We start from the raw sequence: 22,289 nt of genomic DNA, 5'->3' as shown, positions 1-22,289 counted from the left end.
AGGGCATTCGATGCCGATCAAGAAGGACTACGAAACGCCGTCGACTGGCGCCATCGCGAGCTACCACGTGGCGCAGATGGTCACGCTCGACAAGATCTCGAAGGGGACGTCGGTCGCGCTGTATTCGTATCTCAGCGCGGACGCGTGCGCAGCCGGAAAGGCACCCATGTATCAGCAGCAGATCATGATTACTGCGCTTCCCGATTCCGGTGCCGATGCGTTCGCCTTCGCTGAGCAGGAGATTGTCGCAGTGCCACCGACCGATGAAGCAGCATCGCTGAACCTGTCTCGATACGCGTTCGCTGGAGCCGAGATCGTCGCCTGATCGACGCCAAGAAAAGATGCACCTGCCGCCCTTGAGGCGGCTTTTTTATTTCCGGGGGAAATGGATGCGAGTCAGTGCAAGCGAGGCAACGAGTTATGCGGGGAGCGCTGTGTCGCTGGGCTCCGCGCTGACGCTGACAGACATTGGCGTGATCGTCGGTATCGGCACAGCGATTCTGACGTTCGGGCTCAACGCCTACTTCATGTGGCGCAAGGATCAACGCGAGCAGCGCGAGTCGGATGCACGCTTGCACGAGATGGAGGAACACGATGGCTAGTGCTTCGAGGAAAACACTGGTGGGTGTCGTAGGGGCCGCGTCTGCGGCCCTTTTGCTTTCTGTGGTGCCGCGCTTCGAGGGCGTCGTCTATCAGGGCTATCGCGATCCGGTCGGCATCCCGACGAAGTGCATGGGCGACACACACGATGTCGTGGTCGGGAAGCGCTACAGCGAGGCCGAATGCCGCGAGTCACTCGAAACGCAGCTCATTGCGCACGCAGAGCCGGTGCTTACGTGCACGCCGACTCTCGCGGGCCACGCGTACCAGCTCGCGGCCGCGGTGAGCTTCGCCTACAACATCGGCGCCAGCGCGTATTGCGGCAGCTCGACGGCGCGTCGCTTCAATGCGGGCGACTGGCGCGGCGCGTGCCGGGCAATCAATGAATCGGACGCAGGGCGTCCGCAGTGGGTTACCTCGGGCGGCAGGGTGCTGCCCGGTCTAGTGAAACGGCGCGCCGACGAGCGCGCGTTATGCGAAAGGGGGCTGTGATGCTGAAGGCTTTGATTCCGTACTTGATCGCTGCGCTGCTGGGCGCGGCGGCCGGCGCCGAGGTGGCTCACCTCATCGGCGCGCGGCAACTCGCTGCCGAGCAGGCCGCTCGAGCGAAGGACAACGAGCGGCACGCGAACGACATGCTGAACGTGTCGCGGGCGGCGCTGGAGGGCGAGGAACGCGCGATCGACGCGCACAACGTGGCGCAGGACGCGCTAGCCGCGGCGGATGCCGCAATTACACAGGAGAAAGATGCTCATGAAGCTGACAACCGCAACTATCGCAACGCTCTCGCTGCTGGCACTGAGCGCGTGCGCGTCGCAGTGCGAAACTGCGCTGCAACCGGTGACAACGCCGTCGCCGGATCTCCCGGCGCCGCCGGCGTGGGCGATGGTGGCGCCGCCGTCGCAGACCTCGACCCAGCGGTTGCAGAGCGCGTTTTCCGGGTGGCCGGAGACGACCAGCATGAAATCGACAAAGTGAAAGCGCTGCAGGCATACGTCTGCGCGGTGCGTCCGAAGACGCCCGGCTGTTCGTAAGAAATGCGTAAACATGTGTAAACTTTAGGGGCGCCTTGAGAGGGCCGCTTCTACAAGAATCCGAACCGGGGAACACAAGAATGAAAAAAGCACTTGCGGCAGCTCTTCTTTTCGCAGTCGGCCTGGCTGCTTGTGGTGGCGGAGGAGGCAGCGGCGACAGCTCGAAGCCGGCGGCCAAGGCGCTCACGATCTCAATGTACGGCAAGCCGATCGTGTCCAGCTCGACGAGCACGGTCGCGCACGCGCGGTTCAGTCTGATCTCATCTGCAATGGCCGCCGACACGCCGAGTGCCGCATCGGATGCACAGACAACCGTCAAGTCGCTGACGGATGCACTCGCCGAGCGGGGCGTGACGGCGAACATCACGACGCAGGTGATCGACGGCACTGCGCTGCACCAGATCGTCACGACCGAGTACAACGGCAAGTCGCCGACGCCCGATCAGTTCAAGACTGATCCCGGCGAATGGATGATCGTCAACTTCCAGCTCGACGACATGGTGACGCCAGCGACGGATCCGGCGCAACAGGCGGCGACGGCACAGTTCACGGCTGACCTTCTCGTGTTCTCGCAATGGGCGGCGGTGGCCGGCAAGGCGGTTTTCGTCGTGATGCCCATTCAGACATGCGACACACACTATTCGGCGTCGAACGGGCTATATACGGCAATTCTGAATGCGTTCAACAGTGGCGCGCCGATCCGCTTTACCGGCGCAGTGCCAACTGGGTTTGGCTTTGACACAAACGGGAAGGCCGTCCCCACCGTCGGCACTGACCTCGCGCACTACGGCGCTGATTGCCGCACGCCGGACGCCTACCTGCAGAATGCACAGCTCGACTCGATCGCTGGCGACATCGCAAGCGCATACAAGGAAACGGGCAGCGCGGGCGGCGCGAGTGACGCATTTGCCGCGTCGGCCGCTTCTGCAGCACGGTAATCGAAGAAAAGAGGCCGCCGATTCTGAGCGAAAGCGGCGGCCTTAAGCATTGTCCAGCTTGGGAGGCGCTGGAGGTTGCGGGGTCTGGATGCAACCTTCATGTAAGGTATCAGTAATGTATTCCGCCGTCTATATCGTGCAACGCTTCAATAGCAGGACACACCGATAGCCCCAAATACCGTACCTATGACAAATAGGGCGAGTGCGCCGACTGCGCAGACAACTGACCAGTCGGGGCCTCGGCGAATCTCCTGATTCCAGTCAGCTATAGCTGCTGCCATGTCGACCGGACCAGCGCCTTTCCAGCCTTTCTCGAGCGCGCGCTGGAACGATTGGAAATGAGAGTCGAGCGTTAGATAGCGCAGAAGATAGGCGATCGCTGTAGACACATTCGCGATCATGAATGCTGCAAATGCTGCCAAGAGCCAAGGCGAATGCGATCTGGTTGCACCAATGAATCCCAGCGTTGCCGCAACCCCGCCAAGATTTAACAAGCCGAGGAACTTGAGTCCCTCGGTTGCCGCCTCGGCGATGAGTCGATTGAGGTGGTACGTGTGCTTGTCGGCAAACTCTCTCCAGAGCTTCACTTGCTCGGCGAGATCGGCTGCTCTTTGAGGATCGTTCACGGATGGCCCTCCAGGTGCGGATCGCCGCGATTGTACCCCCAACAGGCGGTCAGCTTTCGCGCGGCCGATTCAGCACTTTGTCGACCATGGCCTGCTGCCGTTGAGTCGGCTTGTCACTCAAGCACGGCTCCGCATCAAGCTCCCGCATGAAGCACCCCCACACCGACGATGGCACGACACCGTGCCCATTGGCCCCGAGGAAGTGGCGAATCTGATTCGCGCGCGAAATCGTCGCGCGCAGCCGGTGGATCTCCCAGAGCAGCTCTAGCACGATGGGTTCCGGATACTCGTCCCATATCTGGGCGAGGCGCTTGGCGGTGAGTGGAGGGCGGTGCGGCATGCTAGTTCACTTACTGTATAAACGTACAGTAGTCTAGCGTGGCTTTCGCGCCATGCGGGCCGCCGAAACAAAAAAGGCCCCGCTTAGCGGAGCCAATTTCGGTGCTGCAAACGTACGACCGCGAAGCTCAAGTAGCACACTATGGGGCGCTTCTGATCGAGCTGACGTTGCCAATTTGTCCCGACGCTGCAGCCTGATGCGCAAAGTTTGCCAATCGACCACTAAATGTCTTGGCATTCGCTAGCGCTTGTTTCGCGTCGTTCGCAGTAACCGTTTGGTGTATATCGTAGTCTGCACGATGTCTTGCACCTTTCATCGATTCGAGCACGTAGCCGATCGCCTGTGCGTCCTTATCTGGCGATGCGCGGAAACGCTTGCTCAGGCGATCGTGGTCACCCATTCGGACATTCGCATTCGGGTCGGGGCAATGGGCTACTGCAACGGGGAGTGCCGCATGATACACGCCATAATATGCGCGACTGACACAATTGCGGAAATTGATCTCAGTACCGCCGCCATTACAGGTGGTCGCAAACGCCAAAAAATCAGCAGAAGATACGCTCATGCGTGAACCTCGCTCCATATGTCTGTCGAGCGAGGTGCGCCAGCATACGCGTGCACGGACATCGTCACAAAATCTACCGCAGTGTCGTCAAACTTCTGCACCAAAGCGTCTGCAACGACAAAATTCAACTCGGCGCAGGCCTCGATGTCTGCGCCAACATGAAATTCAAGCGCAAGACTACTTGGTTGCGTTCCCTTCAGTTGAATCACAAAGACATTCTGCTTCGCGTCTCGAAGCGCATCGATCGCGCACTGCGCGCGCGCTCGGAGTGCGCTTGCGGAGTACCCCATATCCTTTGCGTGTGCGGCGAGACTACGAAGGCGATCCCCGCGGATGGAAATCATTTCACGCTCGGCTGCATCGGTGACGAGTTTGAGCATAGTTTCCTGACAGTCTGCAGAAGCATCGAAATCGAGCGCGTCGACCAATACGCTACTCACTTGTTCGAGCACTTCGACGTGGGAATGGAACCGCTTGGCTACGGCTAAAGCGTGACTGTGCGCGAGGTCAAGCTCGCCCATATTGCTAAACAAGATCACCGCATTCGCCGCAACGAACTCTGCGTAGCCGCCAATTTGTAGGGCATTGCAGGCGTAACGTTTTGCCTCAGCGTGATCGCCAAGTCCGAAGTTGATCATCGCCAAGCCCATTTGACATGCTGCGTAGTCAATGTTGCCAGACTTGCCGTTGTAGATCGCGTCGAGCTCGGCATGCAGTTGCGCGAGGGCAGAATCCACATTCTCCTCGCGCTGCCGTAGCAAAAGAGCGACGACGTCGTTGAAGATGCGACCTTCGGCAGTAGTCTGTTCCGCCAGGAGTGCTGTCATTTTTTTGCTTGTTTCCGCCAATCATTCATGCCATCGACGATCGCAACGGGCATTCCTATTGTCGGCAATGTACAGCACAACTTTAGGAGACGCACGGAATGCGTCTGTGCGGTGGCATACGAACCTAGGCCGAGGCACGGGATAGGTCGTGGTGAATCGTCCGGCCGATTATAAGGTATCGATCGCGGGGCGGAATTGAATTTGCCTATCAGTTTGATCCGCAGCGTTGCGTCGCACAAACGACGATGCAGGAGCAATCAACTGAGGCCAAAGAAAAAGCCCGCAACGGTGTGCGGGCTTCATTCCGAAATTCTCAATTTCGTTCCGAATTTTGCAATGTGCAATTTGCGGTAGCGACTAAGCGCTTGATCTTGCTGAATTCTTTGGGGTGGCTGATGGGACTCGAACCCACGACGACAGGAATCACAATCCTGGACTCTACCAACTGAGCTACAGCCACCGCTGTTTTCCTCAACTAACGCTGCTTCGAAAGCGGCGTCAATCGAGAAGCAAGATTATATACATACCAAAGCTGGCTTGCCTAGCCCTTTATTCAAGAATTTCGTCCGGAATGCGCAGATATTCGCGGGCCTCGTCGAAGATCGCGAGATCTGCCTTCGCGAGCTTGCGGCTGTCCGAGAGGATGCGGCGCCAGCCGCGCGCGCCGGCCACGCCGCGATAGAGGCCCAGCGCATGGCGCACGATCGCGCCCAGGTAAGTGCCGCGCGCGATTTCGCTTGCGCAGTACTCGATGAGCCTCGCTTCCACTTCCTCGCGCGTGAGCGCAGCATCGGTTGCGCCATAGAAGCGCGCATCGACGTCGGCGAGCACATAGGGGTTGTGGTAAGCCTCGCGGCCGAGCATCACGCCATCGACATGCTGTAGATGCTGCTCGACTTCGTCGAGCGTCTTGATGCCGCCGTTGATGATGATCTCGAGCTGCGGGAAGTCGCGCTTGAGCTGGTACGCGTAGTCGTACTTGAGCGGCGGGATCTCGCGGTTTTCCTTCGGGCTCAAGCCCTTCAGGATCGCGTTGCGCGCATGGACGATGAAAACCTCGCAGCCCGCTTCGGCAATTGTGCCGACGAAGTCGCGCACGAACGCATAGTCCTCCACCGTATCGACGCCGATGCGGTGCTTGACCGTCACGGGCACCGATACGACGTCGCGCATCGCCTTCACACAGTCCGCTACCAGTTGCGGTTCGTTCATCAGACACGCACCGAATGCGCCGCGCTGCACGCGCTCGGATGGGCAGCCGCAGTTCAGGTTGACCTCGTCGTAGCCCCATTGTTCACCGAGCTTCGCGGCGCGCGCGAGGTCGTCGGGTTCGCTGCCGCCCAGCTGAAGCGCAACCGGCGCCTCGGCCGGCGTGAACGCGAGATGGCGCGGCACGTCGCCGTGGATCAGGGCGCCCGTCGTCACCATCTCCGTATACAGCCACGTGTGCCGGGAGATGAAGCGATGCAGCGAACGGCAGTGGCGATCGGTCCAGTCCATCATCGGCGCGACGGATACGCGGCGGGGGCTGGCTTGACGGTTGGCGGACATGGCAATGGGAAACCGATGAGTAACGGCTGGCGTGGAACAACCTTGCATTTTAACGCATACGGGCCTGGCTCTTCGTACCCTTTGCGCACTGCGTCAATTTGCCGGATACACAAGCAGGAAGTGCGCCCGATGGCCATTTTCGGCCGAAAAACCCTACGCACGTTATGTAATCCGCCTGCAATTTGCTGCAGCGCGCAAATTTTTTTGAGCGCACTTTTAGGGTCTGTTCGTCGCTGAGTCCCGCCAGAACTGCCTGACAGGATTGTTGTGAAACGGAGAATAGTAAATTCGGATTATCGCGATTATTTTCCGATAGTAGGTGTATACACTGAGTTTCGTTGACGCAGCTCGTGGGCACTGACCTCCCAGGCGCGGCGCCTTCCCGATCCGCAACTGAACCTGATATTGGAGTCCACCATGAAGACCAAACTCATCGCAGCGCTGCTGGTCGCAGCTACCGCTTCTGTTGCCGCTCCGGCGTTCGCCAGCGGCTACGGCCCGGCACCGTTCTATCGCCCGGACGTCGGCGCGCCCGCTTCGCAGCGTGGCCAGAGCGTCCAGACCGTGGCCGCCGAACGCGTCCAGGAACAAGGCGCCCAAACGGCTTACGGTGGTGTCGCCGGCTCGGCTTCGCAGTCGGGCAGCCACGCGAAGGCCACGGGCCCGCAATCGGTTTTCTTCGGCCAGTAAGTCGCGCCGAAGTTTCCGATTCGTTGCTGAGCCGCCCGCGAGTCGGGCGGCCTGAAAGCCGGATGTCGTTGCGACGTCCGGCTTTTTGCATTTCTGCGCCCGATCTAATTTGGGCCTCGGGCGACGCTCAGGACGCGGCGCGCACGCGCTTGTCGATCGCTTCGCGAATGCGATCGAAGGCCGCGTCGAAGGCGTTGTCCTGGGTCGGAAAGCGGCCAGCGGCGATGCCGTCGACCGGCACGTTGGCGTTTTCGGCGTCCGTGAGGCTCTGGATGATCTGCGTCGAGACGAAAAAACCGGCTTCGTGATCGCCGTCCACGCCGGCTGTCATGTCAAAGCCCATATATTCGTAGCTGCGTCGGTTTTCCATGCCGATTTCTCCTCGTAGGCGCATGTGCGGATTCTGGCACGTCTGTCGCCGAGCGGCGCCGCGACCGCCGCGGCGCATTGCGCCACTTGCGGAAGAAAGCGGCCGTATTCTGCAACTCCTGAAAAAATTCCCGCGCCGTGGTAGTTTCGGCGCTCCCCAACCGAACTGATGGACGACGTTTCCATGGAATACCGCACACTCGGCGATACCGACGTCAAGGTGAGCCTGATCGGGCTCGGCACGATGACGTGGGGCGAGCAGAACACGGAGCGCGAGGCGCACGCGCAGATCGACTACGCGCTCGACCAGGGCGTCACGCTGATCGATGCCGCTGAAATGTACCCCGTGCCGCCGCGGCCGCAGACACAGGGACAGACCGAGCGCTTCATCGGAACGTGGCTCGCGCAGCATCGCGCGGCGCGCGAGCGGATCGTGCTCGCCACCAAAATTGCGGGCCCGGCGCGCCAGCCGCACAATCCGCAGCACATTCGCGGGCCGCAGAACCAGTTCGACCGCAAGAATCTGACCGAAGCGCTCGACGGCAGCCTGAAGCGACTGCAGACCGACTACGTCGACCTGTACCAGCTGCACTGGCCCGATCGCAGCACGATGACGTTCGGCCGCAGCATGTATCCGTATCTCGACGATGCGTACACGGTGCCGATCGAGGAAACGCTAAGCGTGCTCGCCGATTTCGTGAAGGCGGGCAAGATCCGCCATATCGGCGTGTCGAACGAAACGCCGTGGGGCGTCGCGCAGTTCTTGCGCGCCGCTGAAAAGCTCGGGCTTCCGCGCATCGTCAGCATCCAGAATCCGTACAGCCTGCTCAACCGGACGTTCGAAAGCGGCCTGTCCGAATTCGCGCACCGGGAAGCCGTGGGCCTACTCGCGTATTCGCCGCTCGCGTTCGGCTGGCTTTCGGGCAAGTACGAGGGCGGGGCGCGTCCGGAAGGCGCGCGCATCACGCGGTTCGAGCGCTTCAAGCGCTACAGCAAGCCGGAATCGGTGGCCGCGACGACGCGTTATGTGGAACTCGCCCGCACCCATGGCTACACGCCCGCGCAGTTCGCGCTCGCGTTCGTCAACAGCCGCCCGTTCCTGACCAGCAACCTGATCGGCGCGACCTCGCTCGAGCAGTTAAAGGAAAATATCGCCAGCGCCGACGTCAAGCTCACCCCCGAACTGCTCGCGCAGATCGACGCGCTGCACGAGCAGCAGCCTAATCCGGCCCCTTAAAGGTAAAGCGGGATACCCCGCGGTCCCTTGCCGGGCCGCGCGGCGCCGCGCGAGGCATCAACGCAGCAAAATCGTTGGCGATTCGCAAGGCATACACTACGATCCAGCATGCGCCGCCCGGGGCGCCATCACGCCTCGCGTGAGGGCGCCGCGTCGGCCGTCCATACGCTCAATCCCGGAGAATTTTTACAATGACGAGCGCACGTCCAGCGCCATCGCCCCCGTCTTACGGCTGGCCCATTTTCATTTTGCTGGCGGTGGCCGGCCTCTTCTACGTGAAGTGGTTCCCGTACTATCACCGCGCGTTCACCGCCGAGGAAACCCACTCGATCGGCAAATCGATCTTGATGGGCGGCTCGGCAACGGCCCCCGATCCCTCGCTCTCCGCCGCGCTCGATTACGCCTATGCCTACGGCAAGGCCATCTGGCAGGCCATGGTGCTCGGCCTGCTGCTCGGCTCCGGCGTGCAGGCGCTCCTGCCCGTGCAATGGGTCGCGCGCGTGCTCGGCCGGCGCGGCTTCGGCAGCGTGGCGGCGGGCGGCCTGCTCGCGGTGCCCGGCATGATGTGCACCTGCTGCGCCGCGCCCGTGGTCGTGGGCCTGCGTGCACGCAATGCGTCGGCGGGCGGCGCAATTGCGTTCTGGCTCGGCAACTCCGTGCTCAATCCCGCCACGCTCGTGTTCATGGGCTTCGTGCTCGGCTGGCAGTGGAGTGCGCTGCGTCTCGCGCTGGGCCTGCTGATGGTGTTCGGCCTCGGCTGGGTCTGCAACTGGCTCGTGACACCCGAGGAATCGCGCGCCGCCGACGACCGCCTGGCACAACTCGCCCAGCAGCAGGCCGAAGGCGGCAACGTCTTCGTGCGCTGGGCGCGCATCTTTGCGCGCATGGCCGTGCGGCTGGTGCCGGAATACATCGTGCTGGTGCTGTTGCTCGGCGCGGCGCGCGCGTGGCTGTTCCCGCATATCGGGCCGGAAGTCACGAGCAGCCTTGGCTGGATCGTGACGTTTGCGGTGGTCGGCATGCTGTTCGTGATCCCCACGGCCGGCGAGGTGCCCATCATCCAGGCGATGCTCGCGCTCGGCATGGGTGTGGGTCCTGCGGGCGCGCTGCTGATGACGCTGCCGCCCGTGAGCGTGCCTTCGTTCGCGATGCTGGCGGGCTCGTTCCGGCCGCGCATGCTCGCCGTCGTGGGCACGACGGTGGTGTTCTTCGGCATCGCCGCCGGGCTCGCGGCGGTGGCCCTGGGCTTCTAGGGACGCCGGGACGAGGCAGGCGCCATGCGCTCAGCGTTGGCGTTCTTGTAATACGCGGGCGGTTCGCCGTCCGCCACGGAGCGGGCCGCGGCCCGAAAACCAGCATGGCAAAGCAAAAAACCAATCCGAAACTCGAGCAGGCGCTCACGCGCGGCGATCTCGCCATTCGCCAGGCCAATTCGGCCCGCGCCACGGCGGTGCTGCGCGCCCTCGGCAAGATGATCGTCGAGGCTTCGGCCACCATCGGCGTCGAGGCGGATACCTCGATTCCCGACGGCGATCGCATCTACGACCCGGCCGATGGTCTCTGGCCGCAGTCTTTGCTGGTCTCGCTCGATGGCCCGGTGGAGGAGTCGGATCCCGAAGAGATCCGCACGGTGCGTTTGCTCGCCCAGACCCAATCGACGATGTTCCGCGTGGAATGGCATCGCGCCGACGGCAAAGTCGGCCGCCAGGAAGGCGGCCCGTTCGCGACGGTCGCGTTCATTTCGGACGTCGATATTCCCTGGGGCGACGACGAGGACTGAACGCCTCGCGTGCGGTTTCAGCGCATCATGCGCCGGCGAAACAGCACGGACGCGATCGCGAACGGCACCACCACGTAGATCGCGAGCACCAGCAGGTGCAGGCCGGCCTGCTCGACAGGCCGGTCGAGCAGGGCGGGGCGGATCAAGGCAACGGCATGCGCGAGCGGCAGCATCAGCGTGATATGCTGCGCGGCGGCAGGCAACTGCGCGATCGGAAAGAACACGCCGGAGAGCAGCAGCATCGGCGTGAGCACGAGCGTCTGATAAAACATGAAGAAGTCGTAGGACGGCGCGAGCGCCGTGACGATCATCGCGCAGCTCGCGAATGCGAGGCCCGCAAGTGCGATTACGGGCAGCGCGAGCAGCATGGAAGGAAAGCTCGCGTAGCCGAGCAGGCCCGCCACCACCATGATCGCCACGCCCGAGAGCATCGACTTGCTCGCGGCCCACATCACTTCGCCGAGCACGACGTCGCCGAGCGTGAGCGGCGTGTGCATGATCGCTTCCCACGTGCGCTGCACGTGCATGCGCGAGAAGCCCGAGTACATCGACTCGAAGCTCGCCGACATCATCACCGATGACGACACCGTGCCCGCCGCGAGAAACGCGATGTACGAGACGCCGTCGACGTGCCCGACCATCAGCCCGAGCCCGAAGCCGAGACCGAACAGATAAATCATCGGGTCGGCGAGATTGCCGAACATCGACGCGAGGGCGAGCTTGCGCCAGACCAGATAATTGCGCCGCCACACGGCCATCCAGTGCGTCGCGTTTGAAGGCAGCGCGGCGCGCGGCTCGCGCACGCTCGCATGCTCGGAGCGCGAGGGCGTCGGGTTGTTGGTGCGTGTCTGCATGGTGTCCTTGGCGATTCGTACGCCGCCGTTAGTCTTGCCCCAGTTAATCCTGCATTTCGCGGCCCGTGAGCCGCAGGAACATGTCTTCGAGATTCGCGGGCCGGTGCAAATAGCGCAAATCAGAGCGATGGCGCAGCTTCGCATGCACCGGCGCGGGGTCGTCGACATAGCAGAACAGCGTCTCGCCGCTGATCTCCGTGCGCTTCGCATCGCCCGCGAGCTGGTCACGCAACGCGACCGGGTCCGGTCCGTACACCTCGATCACATCGCAGCCAATCTCCGATTCGATCAGCGCCTTGGGTGCGCCCTCGGCGATCTTGCGGCCTTCTTCGATCACGCAGACACGATTGCAAAGCCGTTCGGCCTCCTCCATGAAATGCGTGGTGAGGAGAATCGTCTTGCCGCGCGCGAGCAGCGAGCGCAGCCGCTCCCAGATCAGATGCCGCGCCTGCGGATCGAGGCCGGTGGTGGGCTCGTCCATCACGAGCACGTCGGGGTCGTTCACGAGCGCGCGTGCGAGCGTGAGACGGCGGCGCATGCCGCCGGAGAGTTCGCCCACGCGCGCGTCGGCCTTGCTTTCGAGGCGCGCGAATTCCAGTAGCGGCGCGACGAGATCGCGCGTTTCGCGTGCGGACAAACCGAAGTAGCGGCCGAACACGAGCAGGTTCTCGCGCACGGTGAAGTCAGGGTCGAGATTGTCGAACTGCGGCACCACTCCCACGCGCTGGCGGGCGTGGCGCGCGCGCGCCGGCACCGGCTCGCCGCACAGGCTGATGCGGCCTGCATCGGGCGAAACGATGCCGAGCAGCATGCGCAGCGTCGTGGTTTTTCCCGCGCCGTTCGGGCCGAGCAGTCCGAAGCACTCGCCGGGAAGGACGTCGAACGACAGGCCGTCGACGACCGCCCTGTCTCCATAATGTTTGATGACCTGCTCGAATTCGATGGCGGGTGCGGGCATGGATCGGTTGAACGTGAGTCGAACGGGCATCGCGCGAGTCGCTCGAAGTACCGAACGGAAAATCGCACGAAACAAGGCGGCCCATTTTAGTGCATTGCTGCGTGGCGGGTCGGGCATCGCTTCGGAGCGGTTTGTCGATACGCGAGGCAAATGCATGTCGCGGCAAGCACCCAGCAGTGCGCACGATGCGTGCGCCGTTCGGGGCGAATCTGGCGGTTTTCGATCCACACCTGGCGTTTTCCAGCCCTTGCGTGTGGAATTGCGGCGCAGCATCATGAGAATCGCACAGCCTGCAAACCACGCGGGCGGGGAGAAGCGATCATGGCGAGCTATAAAAAAATTCTGCTCTGTTACGACGGCTCGCGCGAAGGCCGCAAGGCACTGCGCTGCGGTGCTGATCTTGCGCTCGATCTTCAGGCGGAAACGCACTTGCTCTCCGTCGTCGACATGCGTTCGACGATCGCCCAGAGCGCCGGCCTGTTGACCGACGTGGCCTGCGGCCGCTTCGAGGAGACGGCGCGCGAGATTCTTCAGGAAGGCGTGGACTGGCTAACCGAGCGCGGCGTGCGCGCTCAGGGGCACTTCGCGTTCGGACATCCGATCGACGAAATCGCGAATCTGGCCAACGAGCTGAATGCCGACCTCGTGGTGGTGGGCCACCGCTGCCGCACGGGGCTCTCGCGCTGGTGGATGGGCGCGGGCAACACGCCGCTGCTCGACCGCGTATCGTGCAGCATTCTCGTGGCGTGTTCGTCGGCGGCTGAGGAAAAGCAGCAGCAAGCCGCCGCGTAGGAAGTCAAACGGGCCGGCTCGCACTGAACCGGCCTGTTCGCGCATTCACTGCCGATCTGTCTCAGTTCGAGACGTTTCCTTCGTTTAGCTCGACTGCCGAGAGCTTCCACGAGAAGAGGCCGTGACGCTGCAGGATCGCGGCGTAGTGCTCGCCCGTATTGCCGCGGTCCCACGTGAGCGCGAATTCATTGAGGCCGCGATAGCCGGCCGTAGTCACCGGCCGAGCCTCGGGCGCGGAGTTGCCGGCTGCCGCCGGGGGGAGCGCAGCGGAGGCGGGCGCCGATTGCGCCGGTTCTGCCGATTGCGCCGATGGCGCACCGGATTCCGCCGGCGGCGGCGCATGCGGCCGGTCGCCGGGCTTGCCCGTCGGCGGCATGCCGTCGAGCAGGGCGGCCACCCCTTCCGGCGTGGCGTAGGCATCGACGAGCGGACTGATCAGCGCCGCGCCAATCACGGCGCCGAGGATAAGCAACGGATTGCTGCTGTGCTGCCCCTCGACGCGCCGCTGCAGCATCTCGCCCACCTCTTGTTTCAGGCTCAGGCGCAGCGCAGGGTAATCGACGTACTCATTGAGCGCGACGGCGTCACGCGCGTCGGCCGCGGCTTTCATGTGTTTCACCGCGATATAGGGCGACGCATAGGCGTAGCCGATCGCGGCAACGACCATTGCGACGGCAACCGTGATAGCAACGGGCTTTTTCCAGCCTGGGTTCTTACGCGGGATAGGGAGAGTTTCCGTCATCGGCATAGGGCAAATCGTTCAAACACGGTGTTGACCGCAAACCAGGCCAAACGATCCCGCCCGTAACCTCTTCTCACATTTGAGCAACGTTGCCGCCTACTTCGCAAGCGCTGCGGGCAGGTCGCTGTGCTGCTCGGCGATGCAGCGGTCGATCGCGCGGCAAACCGCGTCGACCGTGCCGACGAGGATCAGCCGCGACGGGCCCTGATAGACGCGCACGGGCGCACGGCGCATGGGCTGTTCGGTGTTGAGCGTGCTGTTGAGCGACACGCGCGCAAACGCAGGCTGGGCCGAGGGCAGCACCGGCAGGTCGGCCGTGCTGGCCGCCACCATCTCGGGTGAGTCTTCGAAGAGCGAGCCGCTCAGCGCGGCAGCCGAACCGCGGACTTCGCGGACCGCGCACGAGGCGATTCCGCGGAGATGGCGAAGACGGCCGAATTGGCGGAAGGGCAGCAGGCGGGCAAGGCGTTCCATGACTCTCTCCAGGTGGTGCGCAGATGGTGCGCAAACAATGTGCAAACCGCGCTCAGACGGATTCCTTAGAATTCGGTGGGGCGGATCAGGCCGACCGCGATGCCTTCGAGCGCGAATTCCGCGCTACCGGCCTCGACGAAGATATTGTCGTAATCGGGGTTCTCGGCGATCAGCTCGAGCCCATGCGGACGGCGCTTCAGGCGCTTCACGGTGACGTCGTCGCCAAGGCGCGCCACGATGATCTGGCCGTCTTTCGCTTCGGCCTTTTTCTGCACGGCGAGCAGGTCGCCGTCGAGGATGCCGGCGTCGCGCATGGAAAGGCCGCGCACTTTCAACAGGTAGTCGGGGCGGCTCGAGAAGAGCGCTGGGTCGCACATGTAGTTCTGCGAGATGTGCTCCTGCGCGAGGATCGGGCTACCCGCAGCGACACGGCCGACGAGCGGCAGCGAGAGCTGCATGATGCTCGGGTGCGGGAGCGTGAACTGGTGCGGCAGGTCGTCGGGCCCCGGCATGAGTCGGATGCCGCGCGAGGCGCCCGCAGCCAGTTCGATCACGCCCTTGCGCGCCAGCGCACGCAGATGCTCCTCCGCCGAATTGGCCGAGCTGAAGCCGAGTTCCGCCGCGATCTCGGCGCGTGTGGGCGGGAAGCCCGTGCGCTCGATGGCCCGGCGAACCAGATCGAAAACCTGCTGCTGTCGTGCGGTGAGTTTGGTCATGGCGCCACTGTATGTTTGAACAGGTAACTGTATTTTTATACAGTACTCGCCACTTTTCAAGTGTTACTTGAAGTTCATCGATTGAGCGTTGTCATCACGCCGCTTTTCCGTGTTTGCGCGGATGAAACCGCGCTCCAGCAGCGACTTCCTCTGTCCTTACCACTTTTGCGTATTAAAAAATGAGAAAACATCATTTTTAATAATGTAAGCAGATCGCTAGACTGGCCTCCATCGTTAGCGCAGTTCATCAACGAGCGCAAACGAGCACATACGAGAACGGAGAACAGATAGATGGGCACGACACATACGGGGCGCGCGGGCTGGCTGAAAACACTGGCGGCGAAACTGGTAATCGGCGTTGCGCCGCTCGTCGGCGTCACGGCGATGGCGGCCATGGCGCCGGTGGCCGCTCACGCGGATACTTCGCTGCTCAACGTCTCGTACGATCCGACGCGCGAGCTGTACCAGGACATCAACGAAGCCTTCATCAAGCAGTGGAAGGCGAAGACGGGCGAAACGCTCACCATCAAGCAGTCCCATGGCGGCTCGGGGGCACAGGCGCGCTCGGTCCTCGACGGCCTGCAGGCCGACGTCGTGACGCTCGCGCTGGCATGGGACATCGACGCGCTCGCCAACAAGGGCATCGTCGCGAAGGACTGGAAAAAGCGCCTGCCCGACAACGCCGCGCCGTACACGTCGACCATCGTGTTCCTCGTGCGCAAGGGCAACCCGAAGCACATCAAGGACTGGGACGATCTGACCAAGCCTGGCGTCTCGATCGTCACGCCGAATCCGAAGACCTCGGGCGGCGCACGCTGGAACTATCTCGCGGCGTGGGCGTATGCGCTGCACCAGCCGGGCGGCAACGACCAGAAGGCGAAAGACTTCGTCGCGAAGCTCTACAAGAACGCGGGTGTGCTCGATTCGGGCGCGCGAGGCGCGACGACCAGCTTCGTGCAGCGCGACATCGGCGATGTGCTGATTGCATGGGAGAACGAAGCATTTCTCTCGCTCAAGGAATTCGGTCCGGACAAGTTCGAAATCGTGGTGCCTTCCGTGAGCATTTTGGCTGAGCCGCCGATTGCCGTGGTGGACAAGGTCGTAGACAAGAAGGGCACGCGCAAGGAGGCCGACGCCTACCTGCAGTTCCTTTATAGCGAAGAGGGCCAGGAGATCGCCGCGAAGAACTTCTACCGTCCGCGTTCGGACAAGGTCCCGGCGGCGCTCACGGCGAAGTTTCCGAAACTCAAGCTCTATACGGTCGACGATACCTTCGGCGGCTGGCCCAATGCGCAGAAGACGCACTTCGCGGACGGCGGCGTATTCGATTCGATCTATCAACCGCAGTAAAGCTGTCACGCAGTCAAGCAGTAAGCGGTCCGCATAGCGACGTGACCGCATAACAACGAAGCGCGCCTACGGGCGCGCTTTTCGGCGCGAATCAGCAACGCACGAATCGCGCAACCCATGTCTGGACGATGAGCATGACAACGTTTCGATTGCGCAAGCCCAGTGCGCTGCCTGGCTTCGGCTTGACGCTCGGCATCACGGTGGCCTACCTGAGCCTCGTGGTGCTCATCCCCCTTGCCGCCACGTTTCTAAAGACGGCGACACTCGACTGGAGCCAGTTCGTGCGCGCCGTGTGGTCGCCGCGCGTGCTCGCGTCGTACCGGCTCACGTTTACCGCCGCGCTCGGCGCGGCGCTGATCAATGCGGGATTCGGCTTCCTGCTCGCGTGGGTGCTCGTGCGCTATACGTTCCCGTTCAAACGGGTGATCGATGCGCTCGTCGATCTACCGTTCGCGCTGCCGACTTCCGTGGCGGGCATTTCGCTCGCCGCCGTGTATGCGGGCAATGGCTGGATCGGCCAGTTCCTGCAGCCGCTCGGTCTCAAGATCGCCTTCACGCCGCTCGGCGTGCTCGTCGCGCTGACCTTCATCGGCTTGCCGTTTGTCGTGCGCACGGTGCAGCCGGTGCTCGAGGACTTCGAGCGCGAACAGGAAGAGGCCGCCGCGTGCCTCGGCGCCACGCGCTGGCTCACGTTCCGCCGCGTCGTGCTGCCCGCGGTGCTGCCGGCGCTCCTCACCGGCTTCGCGCTCGCGTTCGCGCGCGCGCTGGGCGAGTACGGCTCGGTCATCTTCATCGCCGGCAACGTGCCAATGAAGTCGGAGATCACGTCGCTGCTCATCATCACGAAGCTCGAGCAATACGACTACGCGGGCGCGACGGCGCTCGCCGTGATGATGCTCTGCGTGTCGTTCGTCATGCTGCTGCTCATCAATTCGCTGCAGTGGTATTTGCAGCGCCGCACGAGCCGGGGTGTAACGGCCGGCAGCGCGCCGAATGCCGTGCTCGGCGCAACCCTCGCGGGAGGGGCGCAATGAGCACGCTGCCGCAACAACGAAGCACGCGCCGGCCGGACCCGGTCACCGAATCACCGTGGGTACGCTGGCTCCTGACCGGCATCGCGCTCGCGTTTCTCGCTTTGTTTCTCGTGGTGCCGCTCGTCGCCGTGTTCTGGCAGGCGCTGTCGAAGGGCATTCGTTTCTACTTCACGTCGCTCGTCGATCCCGACGCGCTCGCCGCGATCAAGCTCACGCTCATCACCGCGGCGATCGCGGTCCCGTTGAATCTGGCCTTCGGGCTCGCGGCCTCGTGGGCGATCGCGAAGTTCGAGTTTCGCGGCAAGGCGCTGCTCACCACGCTGATCGACCTGCCGTTTTCCGTTTCGCCCGTGATTTCGGGGCTCATCTACGTGCTGTTGTTCGGCGCGCAGGGCTGGCTCGGGCCGTGGCTCGAAGACCACAACGTGCAGATCATCTTCGCGGTGCCGGGCATCGTGCTCGCCACGATCTTCGTGACGTTCCCGTTCGTCGCACGCGAACTGATTCCGCTGATGCAGGCGCAGGGCAACGACGAAGAAGAGGCCGCCCACGTGCTGGGCGCCTCGGGCTGGCAGATGTTCCGCCGCGTGACCCTGCCCAATATCCGCTGGGGCCTGCTGTACGGCGTGATTCTCTGCAATGCGCGCGCGATGGGCGAGTTCGGCGCGGTTTCGGTGGTGTCGGGCCATATTCGCGGCCAGACCGACACGATGCCGCTGCACGTCGAGATCCTTTACAACGAGTACAACTTCGCGGCGGCGTTTGCCGTGGCATCGCTGCTCGCGCTGCTCGCGCTCGTCACGCTCGGCCTGAAGCTGCTCGCGGAGCGCCGCCTTTCGTCGGAACTGCGCGGCGCGGATGAGATTCCCGCCTACGCGGGCCCGCAACCCGCGGCCGTGCAACATGTTTCACAACACGCAGCGCCTCGCGCCGTGCGCCAACCGATTCAAGTAGGGGAGCAGTAAACATGGGCATCACCGTCAGCAATCTGCACAAGCGCTTCGGCGACTTCACCGCCCTCGACAACGTCTCGCTCGACTTTCCGCCGGGCGAACTGGTTGCGCTGCTCGGACCTTCCGGTTGTGGCAAGACCACGCTCCTGCGTGTGATCGCGGGCCTCGAATACGCGGACGCGGGCCAGGTCGTGCTGCAAGGCCAGGACGTGGGCGAGGTGGGCGCGCGCGAGCGTCAGGTGGGCTTCGTGTTCCAGCATTACGCGCTGTTCCGCCATATGACGGTGTTCGAGAACGTGGCCTTTGGCCTGCGCGTGAAGCCGCGCAGCGAGCGGCCCTCGGAGGCCGTGATTCGGGAAAAGGTGCATGAGCTGCTCAAGCTCGTGCAGCTTGACTGGCTCGCGCAGCGCTTTCCGTCCGAGCTGTCGGGCGGCCAGCGTCAGCGCATCGCGCTGGCGCGCGCTCTCGCCGTCGAGCCGAAGGTGCTGCTGCTCGACGAACCGTTCGGCGCGCTCGACGCCAAGGTGCGCAAGGAGTTGCGCTCGTGGCTGCGTCGCCTGCACGACGACCTGCACATCTCGACGATCTTCGTCACGCACGACCAGGAGGAAGCGCTCGAGGTGGCCGATCGCATCGTCGTGATGAATCATGGGCATGTGGAGCAGGTGGGCAGCCCGCAGGACGTCTATGATCATCCGCAGACGGCCTTCGTGTACGAATTCCTCGGCGCCGCGAACCGGCTGCCCGGCAGCGTGGATGCACGCGGTTTCGTCGCAGATGGCGCAGCGCAGCCGATCTCCGTGCACGCGAGCTTCGAAGGCCCGGCGCTCGCCTACGTGCGGCCGCACGACCTCGTGCTGCACCGCGAAGCGAGCGATCATCGCGACGGCATCGTCGTCGACGTGCGCCGGGTGGTGACGCTGGGCGGCTCGGTGCGCGTGGAGCTGGAAAGCCGCACGGGCGGCGCGCTCGAAGCGGAACTCGACCGCGAGTCGTGGCGCGCGCTGGGCCTTTCGGTCGGCGAGGGCGTGACGGCGGTGCCGCGCGGGCTGCGCGTATTTCCGGCGCAATGAGCGTTACAGTGCTTATATCGACAAAAACGAATAATCGGTCAGCAGTCCCGGAGAGAAGACCATGAATTTTCAGCAGTTGCGTTTCGTGCGCGAAGCCGTGCGGCAGAACATGAACCTCACCGAAGTGGCGAACGTGCTGTATACGTCGCAATCGGGCGTCTCCAAACAGATCAAGGATCTCGAAGACGAACTTGGCGTGGACATTTTCATTCGCCGCGGCAAGCGCCTGACCGGCCTCACGGAGCCGGGCAAGGCCGTGCATCAGCTGATCGAGCGCATGCTGCTCGACGCCGAGAACCTGCGCCGCGTGGCGCGCCAGTTCGCGGACCAGGACAGCGGTCACCTCGTGGTCGCGACGACGCACACGCAGGCACGTTACGCGCTGCCGAAGGTCGTGCACCAGTTCCGCGAAGTGTTTCCGAAGGTCCACCTCGCGCTGCGCCAGGGCAATCCGCAGCAGATCGCGCAGATGATCATCAACGGCGAGGCCGATCTCGGCATCTCGACCGAGGCGCTCGACCGCTTCCCCGACATCGTCACGTTTCCGTGCTACTCGTGGCATCACGTGGTGGTCGTGCCGAAGACGCATCCGCTCGTGGGCCGCGAAAATCTCACGCTCGAAGACGTGGCCGAGTATCCGGTCATCACGTACGACCAGGACTTCACGGGCCGCTCGCATATCGACCAGGCGTTCGCGAAAGCGAGCGTCGTGCCCGACGTGGTGCTGACCGCCATCGACGCGGACGTGATCAAGACCTACGTCGAACTCGGCATGGGCGTGGGCATCGTCGCGGCGATGGCCTACGACCCGAAGCGCGACAGCGAACTCGTCGCGCTCGATACTGAGCATCTGTTCGATGCGAGCACGACGCGAGTGGGCCTGCGCAAGGGCGCGTTCCTGCGCCAGTACGCATACCGGCTCATCGAAATGTTCGCGCCGCAACTGACCGAGCAGCAGATCGCGAGCCAGTTGCGCGAGGCAAGCTGAAAAGCGCGCTGATTTTCTCGGCGGCCGGCGGATCGCTTAAAATCGCCGCCATGAATACTTCCACTTCCTCTTCCGCGGCGGCGCCCAGGGCGCTGCCGCGCATCGCCGTGCTCGCCACGGGCGGCACGATTGCGGGGTCCGCCGCAGACGCCGCGAACACCGCCGGCTACCAGGCCGGCGTGATCGGTGTCGCGCAACTGCTCGCAGCCGTGCCGGGCCTCGACGCCATCGCCCGGATCCATGCCGAGCAGGTCGCGAGCATCGACAGCAAGGACATGTCGCTTGCGTTGTGGTCCACGCTCGCGCAGCGCGTGAACGAACTGCTGGCCAGCGACGAGGTCGACGGCGTGGTGATCACGCACGGCACGGATACGCTCGAAGAAACCGCGTACCTGCTGCATCTCACGGTGAAGAGCGCGAAGCCATGCATCTTGACGGCCGCCATGCGGCCCGCCACGGCGCTTTCCGCCGACGGCCCGCTCAATCTGCTCAATGCCGTCACGCTCGCGGCGGGCGAGGCGGCGGCGGGACAGGGCGTGCTGGTGGCGTTCAATAACCGCGTTCATTGCGCACGCGACGTCGCGAAGATCAGCACCTATGCGGTGGATGCCTTCCAGTCGCCGGAAATCGGCGCGCTGGGCTGGGTGCAGGACGGGCGCGTGGAATTCCAGCGCCGCGCGCTGCGCCCGCATACCGTCGATGCGCCGTTCACGGCATCGGCGCAATGGCCGCAGGTCGAGATCGTGATGAGCTACGCGGGCGTGTCGCGCGCGGCGGTCGAAGCGCTCGTTGCCGCCGGCGTGGACGGGCTCGTCGTGGCAGGCACCGGCAACGGCTCGATTCATGGCGCGTTGCAGCAGTCGCTCGCCGAGGCGGCCGGCAAGGGCGTGGCCGTCGTGCGCGCCTCGCGCGTCGGCTCGGGGCACGTGATGCACAACGGCGCGGCCAAGGACGATACGCTCGGCTTCGTGTCTTCGGGCACGCTCAGCCCGTACAAGGCGCGTGTGCTGCTGCTGCTCGCGCTGGCAGCGGGCACGACCGACAAGGCGGGGCTGCAGGACGTGTTCGACACGTACTGAGGCTGGCCGCGCACAAAGTAAGACGGGCCTGACGGATCGCTTCGTCAGGCCCGTTGCGTTTCTGGCCCTGCCAGCGTGCTGCCGCGCTACTGCAGCGGTGGAATCACGAGCACCTGACCGGGATAGATCTTGTCCGGGCTCTTGAGCATCGGCGTGTTCGCCTCGAAGATCGCGTCGTTCTTCGCGCCGCTGCCGTAGTACTTTTCGGCGATCTTCCAGAGGTTGTCGCCGGCAACGACCGTGTGATGCTGCGCTTCGGGCGCGGGGTTCGTCACCGTCATCTGGTCGTCGACCTTGTCGACGTTCTGCACGTTGCCGGCCGCGACGAGGATCTTCTCCTTCGTCGGCTGGTCGGCGGCGTTGCCGGTGACCGTTACGGTGTGCGAGACGCCGTCGTAAGTCACGCCGAGGCTGTCGGCGTCGAGGCCCTGCGAGCGGATATAGGCTGCGATCGCGTCGCCGGCCTTCTGGTTCAGCTCGGCGAGATTCGCGGCGGGGTCTGCCGGTGCGGCAGCGGGTTGCGCGGCGGCGGCAGGCGCTGCAGCCGTGCCGAACAGCTTTTCGCCTGCTTCCTTGATGAAATTGATAATGCCCATCGATCACACTCCTCACGTGCTGGAAATGACTGGGTGGTCACGCGCCGTGTCCACCTTGACCCGTCTGCGTGACAGCCCGATGAAAGCACGATTCTAGAAACGCGGCCGCGACGGCGTCTATCG

At 63.6% G+C, this 22,289-nt stretch carries 28 protein-coding genes and 1 tRNA gene; 16 read left to right on the top strand and 13 right to left on the bottom strand.

The window, feature by feature from the left end:
* Window positions 1-10: 10 nt before the first annotated feature.
* The 5 genes from M3I53_RS01015 to M3I53_RS00995 all read left to right on the top strand — a co-directional run bounded on the left by M3I53_RS01015 (window position 11) and on the right by M3I53_RS00995 (window position 2,572).
* The gene (locus M3I53_RS01015) at window positions 11-325 is read left to right on the top strand and encodes a hypothetical protein (protein WP_254314125.1); all 315 of its coding nucleotides are present in this window, start codon (window positions 11-13) and stop codon (window positions 323-325) included.
* Between the two features lie 64 nt (window positions 326-389).
* On the top strand, window positions 390-602 hold the full coding sequence (locus M3I53_RS01010; protein WP_254314124.1) for an HP1 family phage holin: 213 nt from the start codon (window positions 390-392) through the stop codon (window positions 600-602).
* Window positions 595-1,092, top strand: coding sequence for a lysozyme (locus M3I53_RS01005; protein WP_254314123.1), 498 nt, complete (start codon window positions 595-597; stop codon window positions 1,090-1,092). The genes M3I53_RS01010 and M3I53_RS01005 overlap by 8 nt, the downstream gene beginning before the upstream one ends.
* A complete protein-coding gene (locus M3I53_RS01000) occupies window positions 1,092-1,634 on the top strand; it encodes a lysis system i-spanin subunit Rz (protein ID WP_254314122.1) in 543 nt (180 codons plus the stop codon). The genes M3I53_RS01005 and M3I53_RS01000 overlap by 1 nt, the downstream gene beginning before the upstream one ends.
* A gap of 35 nt (window positions 1,635-1,669) precedes the next feature.
* Window positions 1,670-2,572: a hypothetical protein gene (locus M3I53_RS00995; protein WP_254314121.1), complete on the top strand. Its 903-nt coding sequence runs from the start codon at window positions 1,670-1,672 to the stop codon at window positions 2,570-2,572.
* A 146-nt stretch (window positions 2,573-2,718) separates the two neighbouring features.
* On the opposite strand, the gene M3I53_RS00990 is transcribed toward M3I53_RS00995, so the two are convergent.
* From M3I53_RS00990 to dusA, 6 genes are all read right to left on the bottom strand, one after another.
* Complete coding sequence (locus tag M3I53_RS00990) at window positions 2,719-3,198, bottom strand: hypothetical protein (RefSeq protein ID WP_254314120.1); 480 nt, start codon at window positions 3,196-3,198, stop codon at window positions 2,719-2,721.
* Window positions 3,199-3,247: 49 nt separating this feature from the next.
* Window positions 3,248-3,469, bottom strand: a complete 222-nt coding sequence (locus tag M3I53_RS00985) for a hypothetical protein (protein ID WP_254314119.1) — start codon at window positions 3,467-3,469, stop codon at window positions 3,248-3,250.
* Between the two features lie 208 nt (window positions 3,470-3,677).
* Window positions 3,678-4,103 (bottom strand): hypothetical protein, encoded by a 426-nt coding sequence (locus M3I53_RS00980; protein ID WP_254314118.1) that lies wholly within the window; start codon window positions 4,101-4,103, stop codon window positions 3,678-3,680.
* Window positions 4,100-4,930 (bottom strand): hypothetical protein, encoded by an 831-nt coding sequence (locus tag M3I53_RS00975; protein ID WP_254314117.1) that lies wholly within the window; start codon window positions 4,928-4,930, stop codon window positions 4,100-4,102. The genes M3I53_RS00980 and M3I53_RS00975 overlap by 4 nt, the downstream gene beginning before the upstream one ends.
* A 384-nt stretch (window positions 4,931-5,314) precedes the next feature.
* A tRNA-His gene (locus tag M3I53_RS00970) sits at window positions 5,315-5,390 on the bottom strand.
* Between the two features lie 89 nt (window positions 5,391-5,479).
* Entirely contained in the window at window positions 5,480-6,481 is a 1,002-nt protein-coding gene (dusA, locus tag M3I53_RS00965; RefSeq protein ID WP_254314116.1) for a tRNA dihydrouridine(20/20a) synthase DusA, read from the bottom strand.
* Between the two features lie 417 nt (window positions 6,482-6,898).
* Here dusA and M3I53_RS00960 point away from each other — a divergent pair, with 417 nt between their 5' ends.
* The gene (locus M3I53_RS00960; protein WP_028204875.1) at window positions 6,899-7,171 is read left to right on the top strand and encodes a hypothetical protein; all 273 of its coding nucleotides are present in this window, start codon (window positions 6,899-6,901) and stop codon (window positions 7,169-7,171) included.
* A gap of 127 nt (window positions 7,172-7,298) precedes the next feature.
* Here the strand turns inward: M3I53_RS00960 and M3I53_RS00955 are convergent, their stop codons facing one another.
* A complete protein-coding gene (locus M3I53_RS00955) occupies window positions 7,299-7,541 on the bottom strand; it encodes a hypothetical protein (protein ID WP_254314115.1) in 243 nt (80 codons plus the stop codon).
* 183 nt (window positions 7,542-7,724) lie between these two features.
* Here M3I53_RS00955 and M3I53_RS00950 point away from each other — a divergent pair, with 183 nt between their 5' ends.
* The 3 genes from M3I53_RS00950 (at window position 7,725) to M3I53_RS00940 (ending at window position 10,557) form a co-directional block, all read left to right on the top strand.
* Entirely contained in the window at window positions 7,725-8,777 is a 1,053-nt protein-coding gene (locus tag M3I53_RS00950) for an NADP(H)-dependent aldo-keto reductase (RefSeq protein ID WP_254314114.1), read from the top strand.
* A 191-nt stretch (window positions 8,778-8,968) separates the two neighbouring features.
* Window positions 8,969-10,030 carry a permease gene (locus tag M3I53_RS00945; RefSeq protein ID WP_254314113.1) on the top strand — a complete coding sequence of 354 codons (1,062 nt, stop codon included), beginning with the start codon at window positions 8,969-8,971 and terminating at the stop codon, window positions 10,028-10,030.
* Window positions 10,031-10,134: 104 nt separating this feature from the next.
* Entirely contained in the window at window positions 10,135-10,557 is a 423-nt protein-coding gene (locus tag M3I53_RS00940; protein ID WP_042268617.1) for a hypothetical protein, read from the top strand.
* Window positions 10,558-10,574: 17 nt separating this feature from the next.
* On the opposite strand, the gene M3I53_RS00935 is transcribed toward M3I53_RS00940, so the two are convergent.
* Both M3I53_RS00935 and nodI read right to left on the bottom strand, forming a co-directional pair.
* A complete protein-coding gene (locus M3I53_RS00935) occupies window positions 10,575-11,411 on the bottom strand; it encodes an ABC transporter permease (protein WP_302057510.1) in 837 nt (278 codons plus the stop codon).
* Between the two features lie 43 nt (window positions 11,412-11,454).
* Complete coding sequence (gene nodI, locus M3I53_RS00930; protein ID WP_254314112.1) at window positions 11,455-12,369, bottom strand: nodulation factor ABC transporter ATP-binding protein NodI; 915 nt, start codon at window positions 12,367-12,369, stop codon at window positions 11,455-11,457.
* Window positions 12,370-12,690: 321 nt separating this feature from the next.
* Here nodI and M3I53_RS00925 point away from each other — a divergent pair, with 321 nt between their 5' ends.
* On the top strand, window positions 12,691-13,161 hold the full coding sequence (locus tag M3I53_RS00925; RefSeq protein WP_069267551.1) for a universal stress protein: 471 nt from the start codon (window positions 12,691-12,693) through the stop codon (window positions 13,159-13,161).
* A gap of 61 nt (window positions 13,162-13,222) precedes the next feature.
* On the opposite strand, the gene M3I53_RS00920 is transcribed toward M3I53_RS00925, so the two are convergent.
* The 3 genes from M3I53_RS00920 to lexA all read right to left on the bottom strand — a co-directional run bounded on the left by M3I53_RS00920 (window position 13,223) and on the right by lexA (window position 15,093).
* A complete protein-coding gene (locus tag M3I53_RS00920; protein ID WP_254314111.1) occupies window positions 13,223-13,903 on the bottom strand; it encodes a DUF2939 domain-containing protein in 681 nt (226 codons plus the stop codon).
* A gap of 96 nt (window positions 13,904-13,999) precedes the next feature.
* Complete coding sequence (locus M3I53_RS00915) at window positions 14,000-14,377, bottom strand: hypothetical protein (RefSeq protein WP_133184263.1); 378 nt, start codon at window positions 14,375-14,377, stop codon at window positions 14,000-14,002.
* 65 nt (window positions 14,378-14,442) lie between these two features.
* Window positions 14,443-15,093: a transcriptional repressor LexA gene (lexA, locus tag M3I53_RS00910; RefSeq protein WP_254314110.1), complete on the bottom strand. Its 651-nt coding sequence runs from the start codon at window positions 15,091-15,093 to the stop codon at window positions 14,443-14,445.
* Window positions 15,094-15,384: 291 nt separating this feature from the next.
* On the opposite strand from lexA, the gene M3I53_RS00905 reads away from it, so the two are divergent.
* The 6 genes from M3I53_RS00905 to M3I53_RS00880 all read left to right on the top strand — a co-directional run bounded on the left by M3I53_RS00905 (window position 15,385) and on the right by M3I53_RS00880 (window position 21,570).
* Entirely contained in the window at window positions 15,385-16,443 is a 1,059-nt protein-coding gene (locus M3I53_RS00905) for a sulfate ABC transporter substrate-binding protein (protein ID WP_302057509.1), read from the top strand.
* 134 nt (window positions 16,444-16,577) lie between these two features.
* Entirely contained in the window at window positions 16,578-17,477 is a 900-nt protein-coding gene (gene cysT / locus M3I53_RS00900; RefSeq protein ID WP_254314109.1) for a sulfate ABC transporter permease subunit CysT, read from the top strand.
* Entirely contained in the window at window positions 17,474-18,442 is a 969-nt protein-coding gene (cysW, locus tag M3I53_RS00895; RefSeq protein ID WP_254314108.1) for a sulfate ABC transporter permease subunit CysW, read from the top strand. The genes cysT and cysW overlap by 4 nt, the downstream gene beginning before the upstream one ends.
* A 2-nt stretch (window positions 18,443-18,444) precedes the next feature.
* Window positions 18,445-19,503, top strand: a complete 1,059-nt coding sequence (locus tag M3I53_RS00890) for a sulfate/molybdate ABC transporter ATP-binding protein (protein WP_254314107.1) — start codon at window positions 18,445-18,447, stop codon at window positions 19,501-19,503.
* Between the two features lie 61 nt (window positions 19,504-19,564).
* The gene (locus M3I53_RS00885; protein WP_254314106.1) at window positions 19,565-20,491 is read left to right on the top strand and encodes a CysB family HTH-type transcriptional regulator; all 927 of its coding nucleotides are present in this window, start codon (window positions 19,565-19,567) and stop codon (window positions 20,489-20,491) included.
* Between the two features lie 50 nt (window positions 20,492-20,541).
* Window positions 20,542-21,570, top strand: coding sequence for an asparaginase (locus M3I53_RS00880; RefSeq protein ID WP_254314105.1), 1,029 nt, complete (start codon window positions 20,542-20,544; stop codon window positions 21,568-21,570).
* An 86-nt stretch (window positions 21,571-21,656) separates the two neighbouring features.
* On the opposite strand, the gene lysM is transcribed toward M3I53_RS00880, so the two are convergent.
* A complete protein-coding gene (lysM, locus tag M3I53_RS00875; protein WP_254314104.1) occupies window positions 21,657-22,166 on the bottom strand; it encodes a peptidoglycan-binding protein LysM in 510 nt (169 codons plus the stop codon).
* Window positions 22,167-22,289: the final 123 nt, after the last annotated feature.

The sequence above is a fragment of the Paraburkholderia sp. CNPSo 3272 genome (assembly GCF_024206495.1).
In the GTDB taxonomy this organism is placed as follows: domain Bacteria; phylum Pseudomonadota; class Gammaproteobacteria; order Burkholderiales; family Burkholderiaceae; genus Paraburkholderia.
Note: the sequence above shows the minus strand (reverse complement) of the source record. Positions and strands in the feature narration are given on the sequence as shown.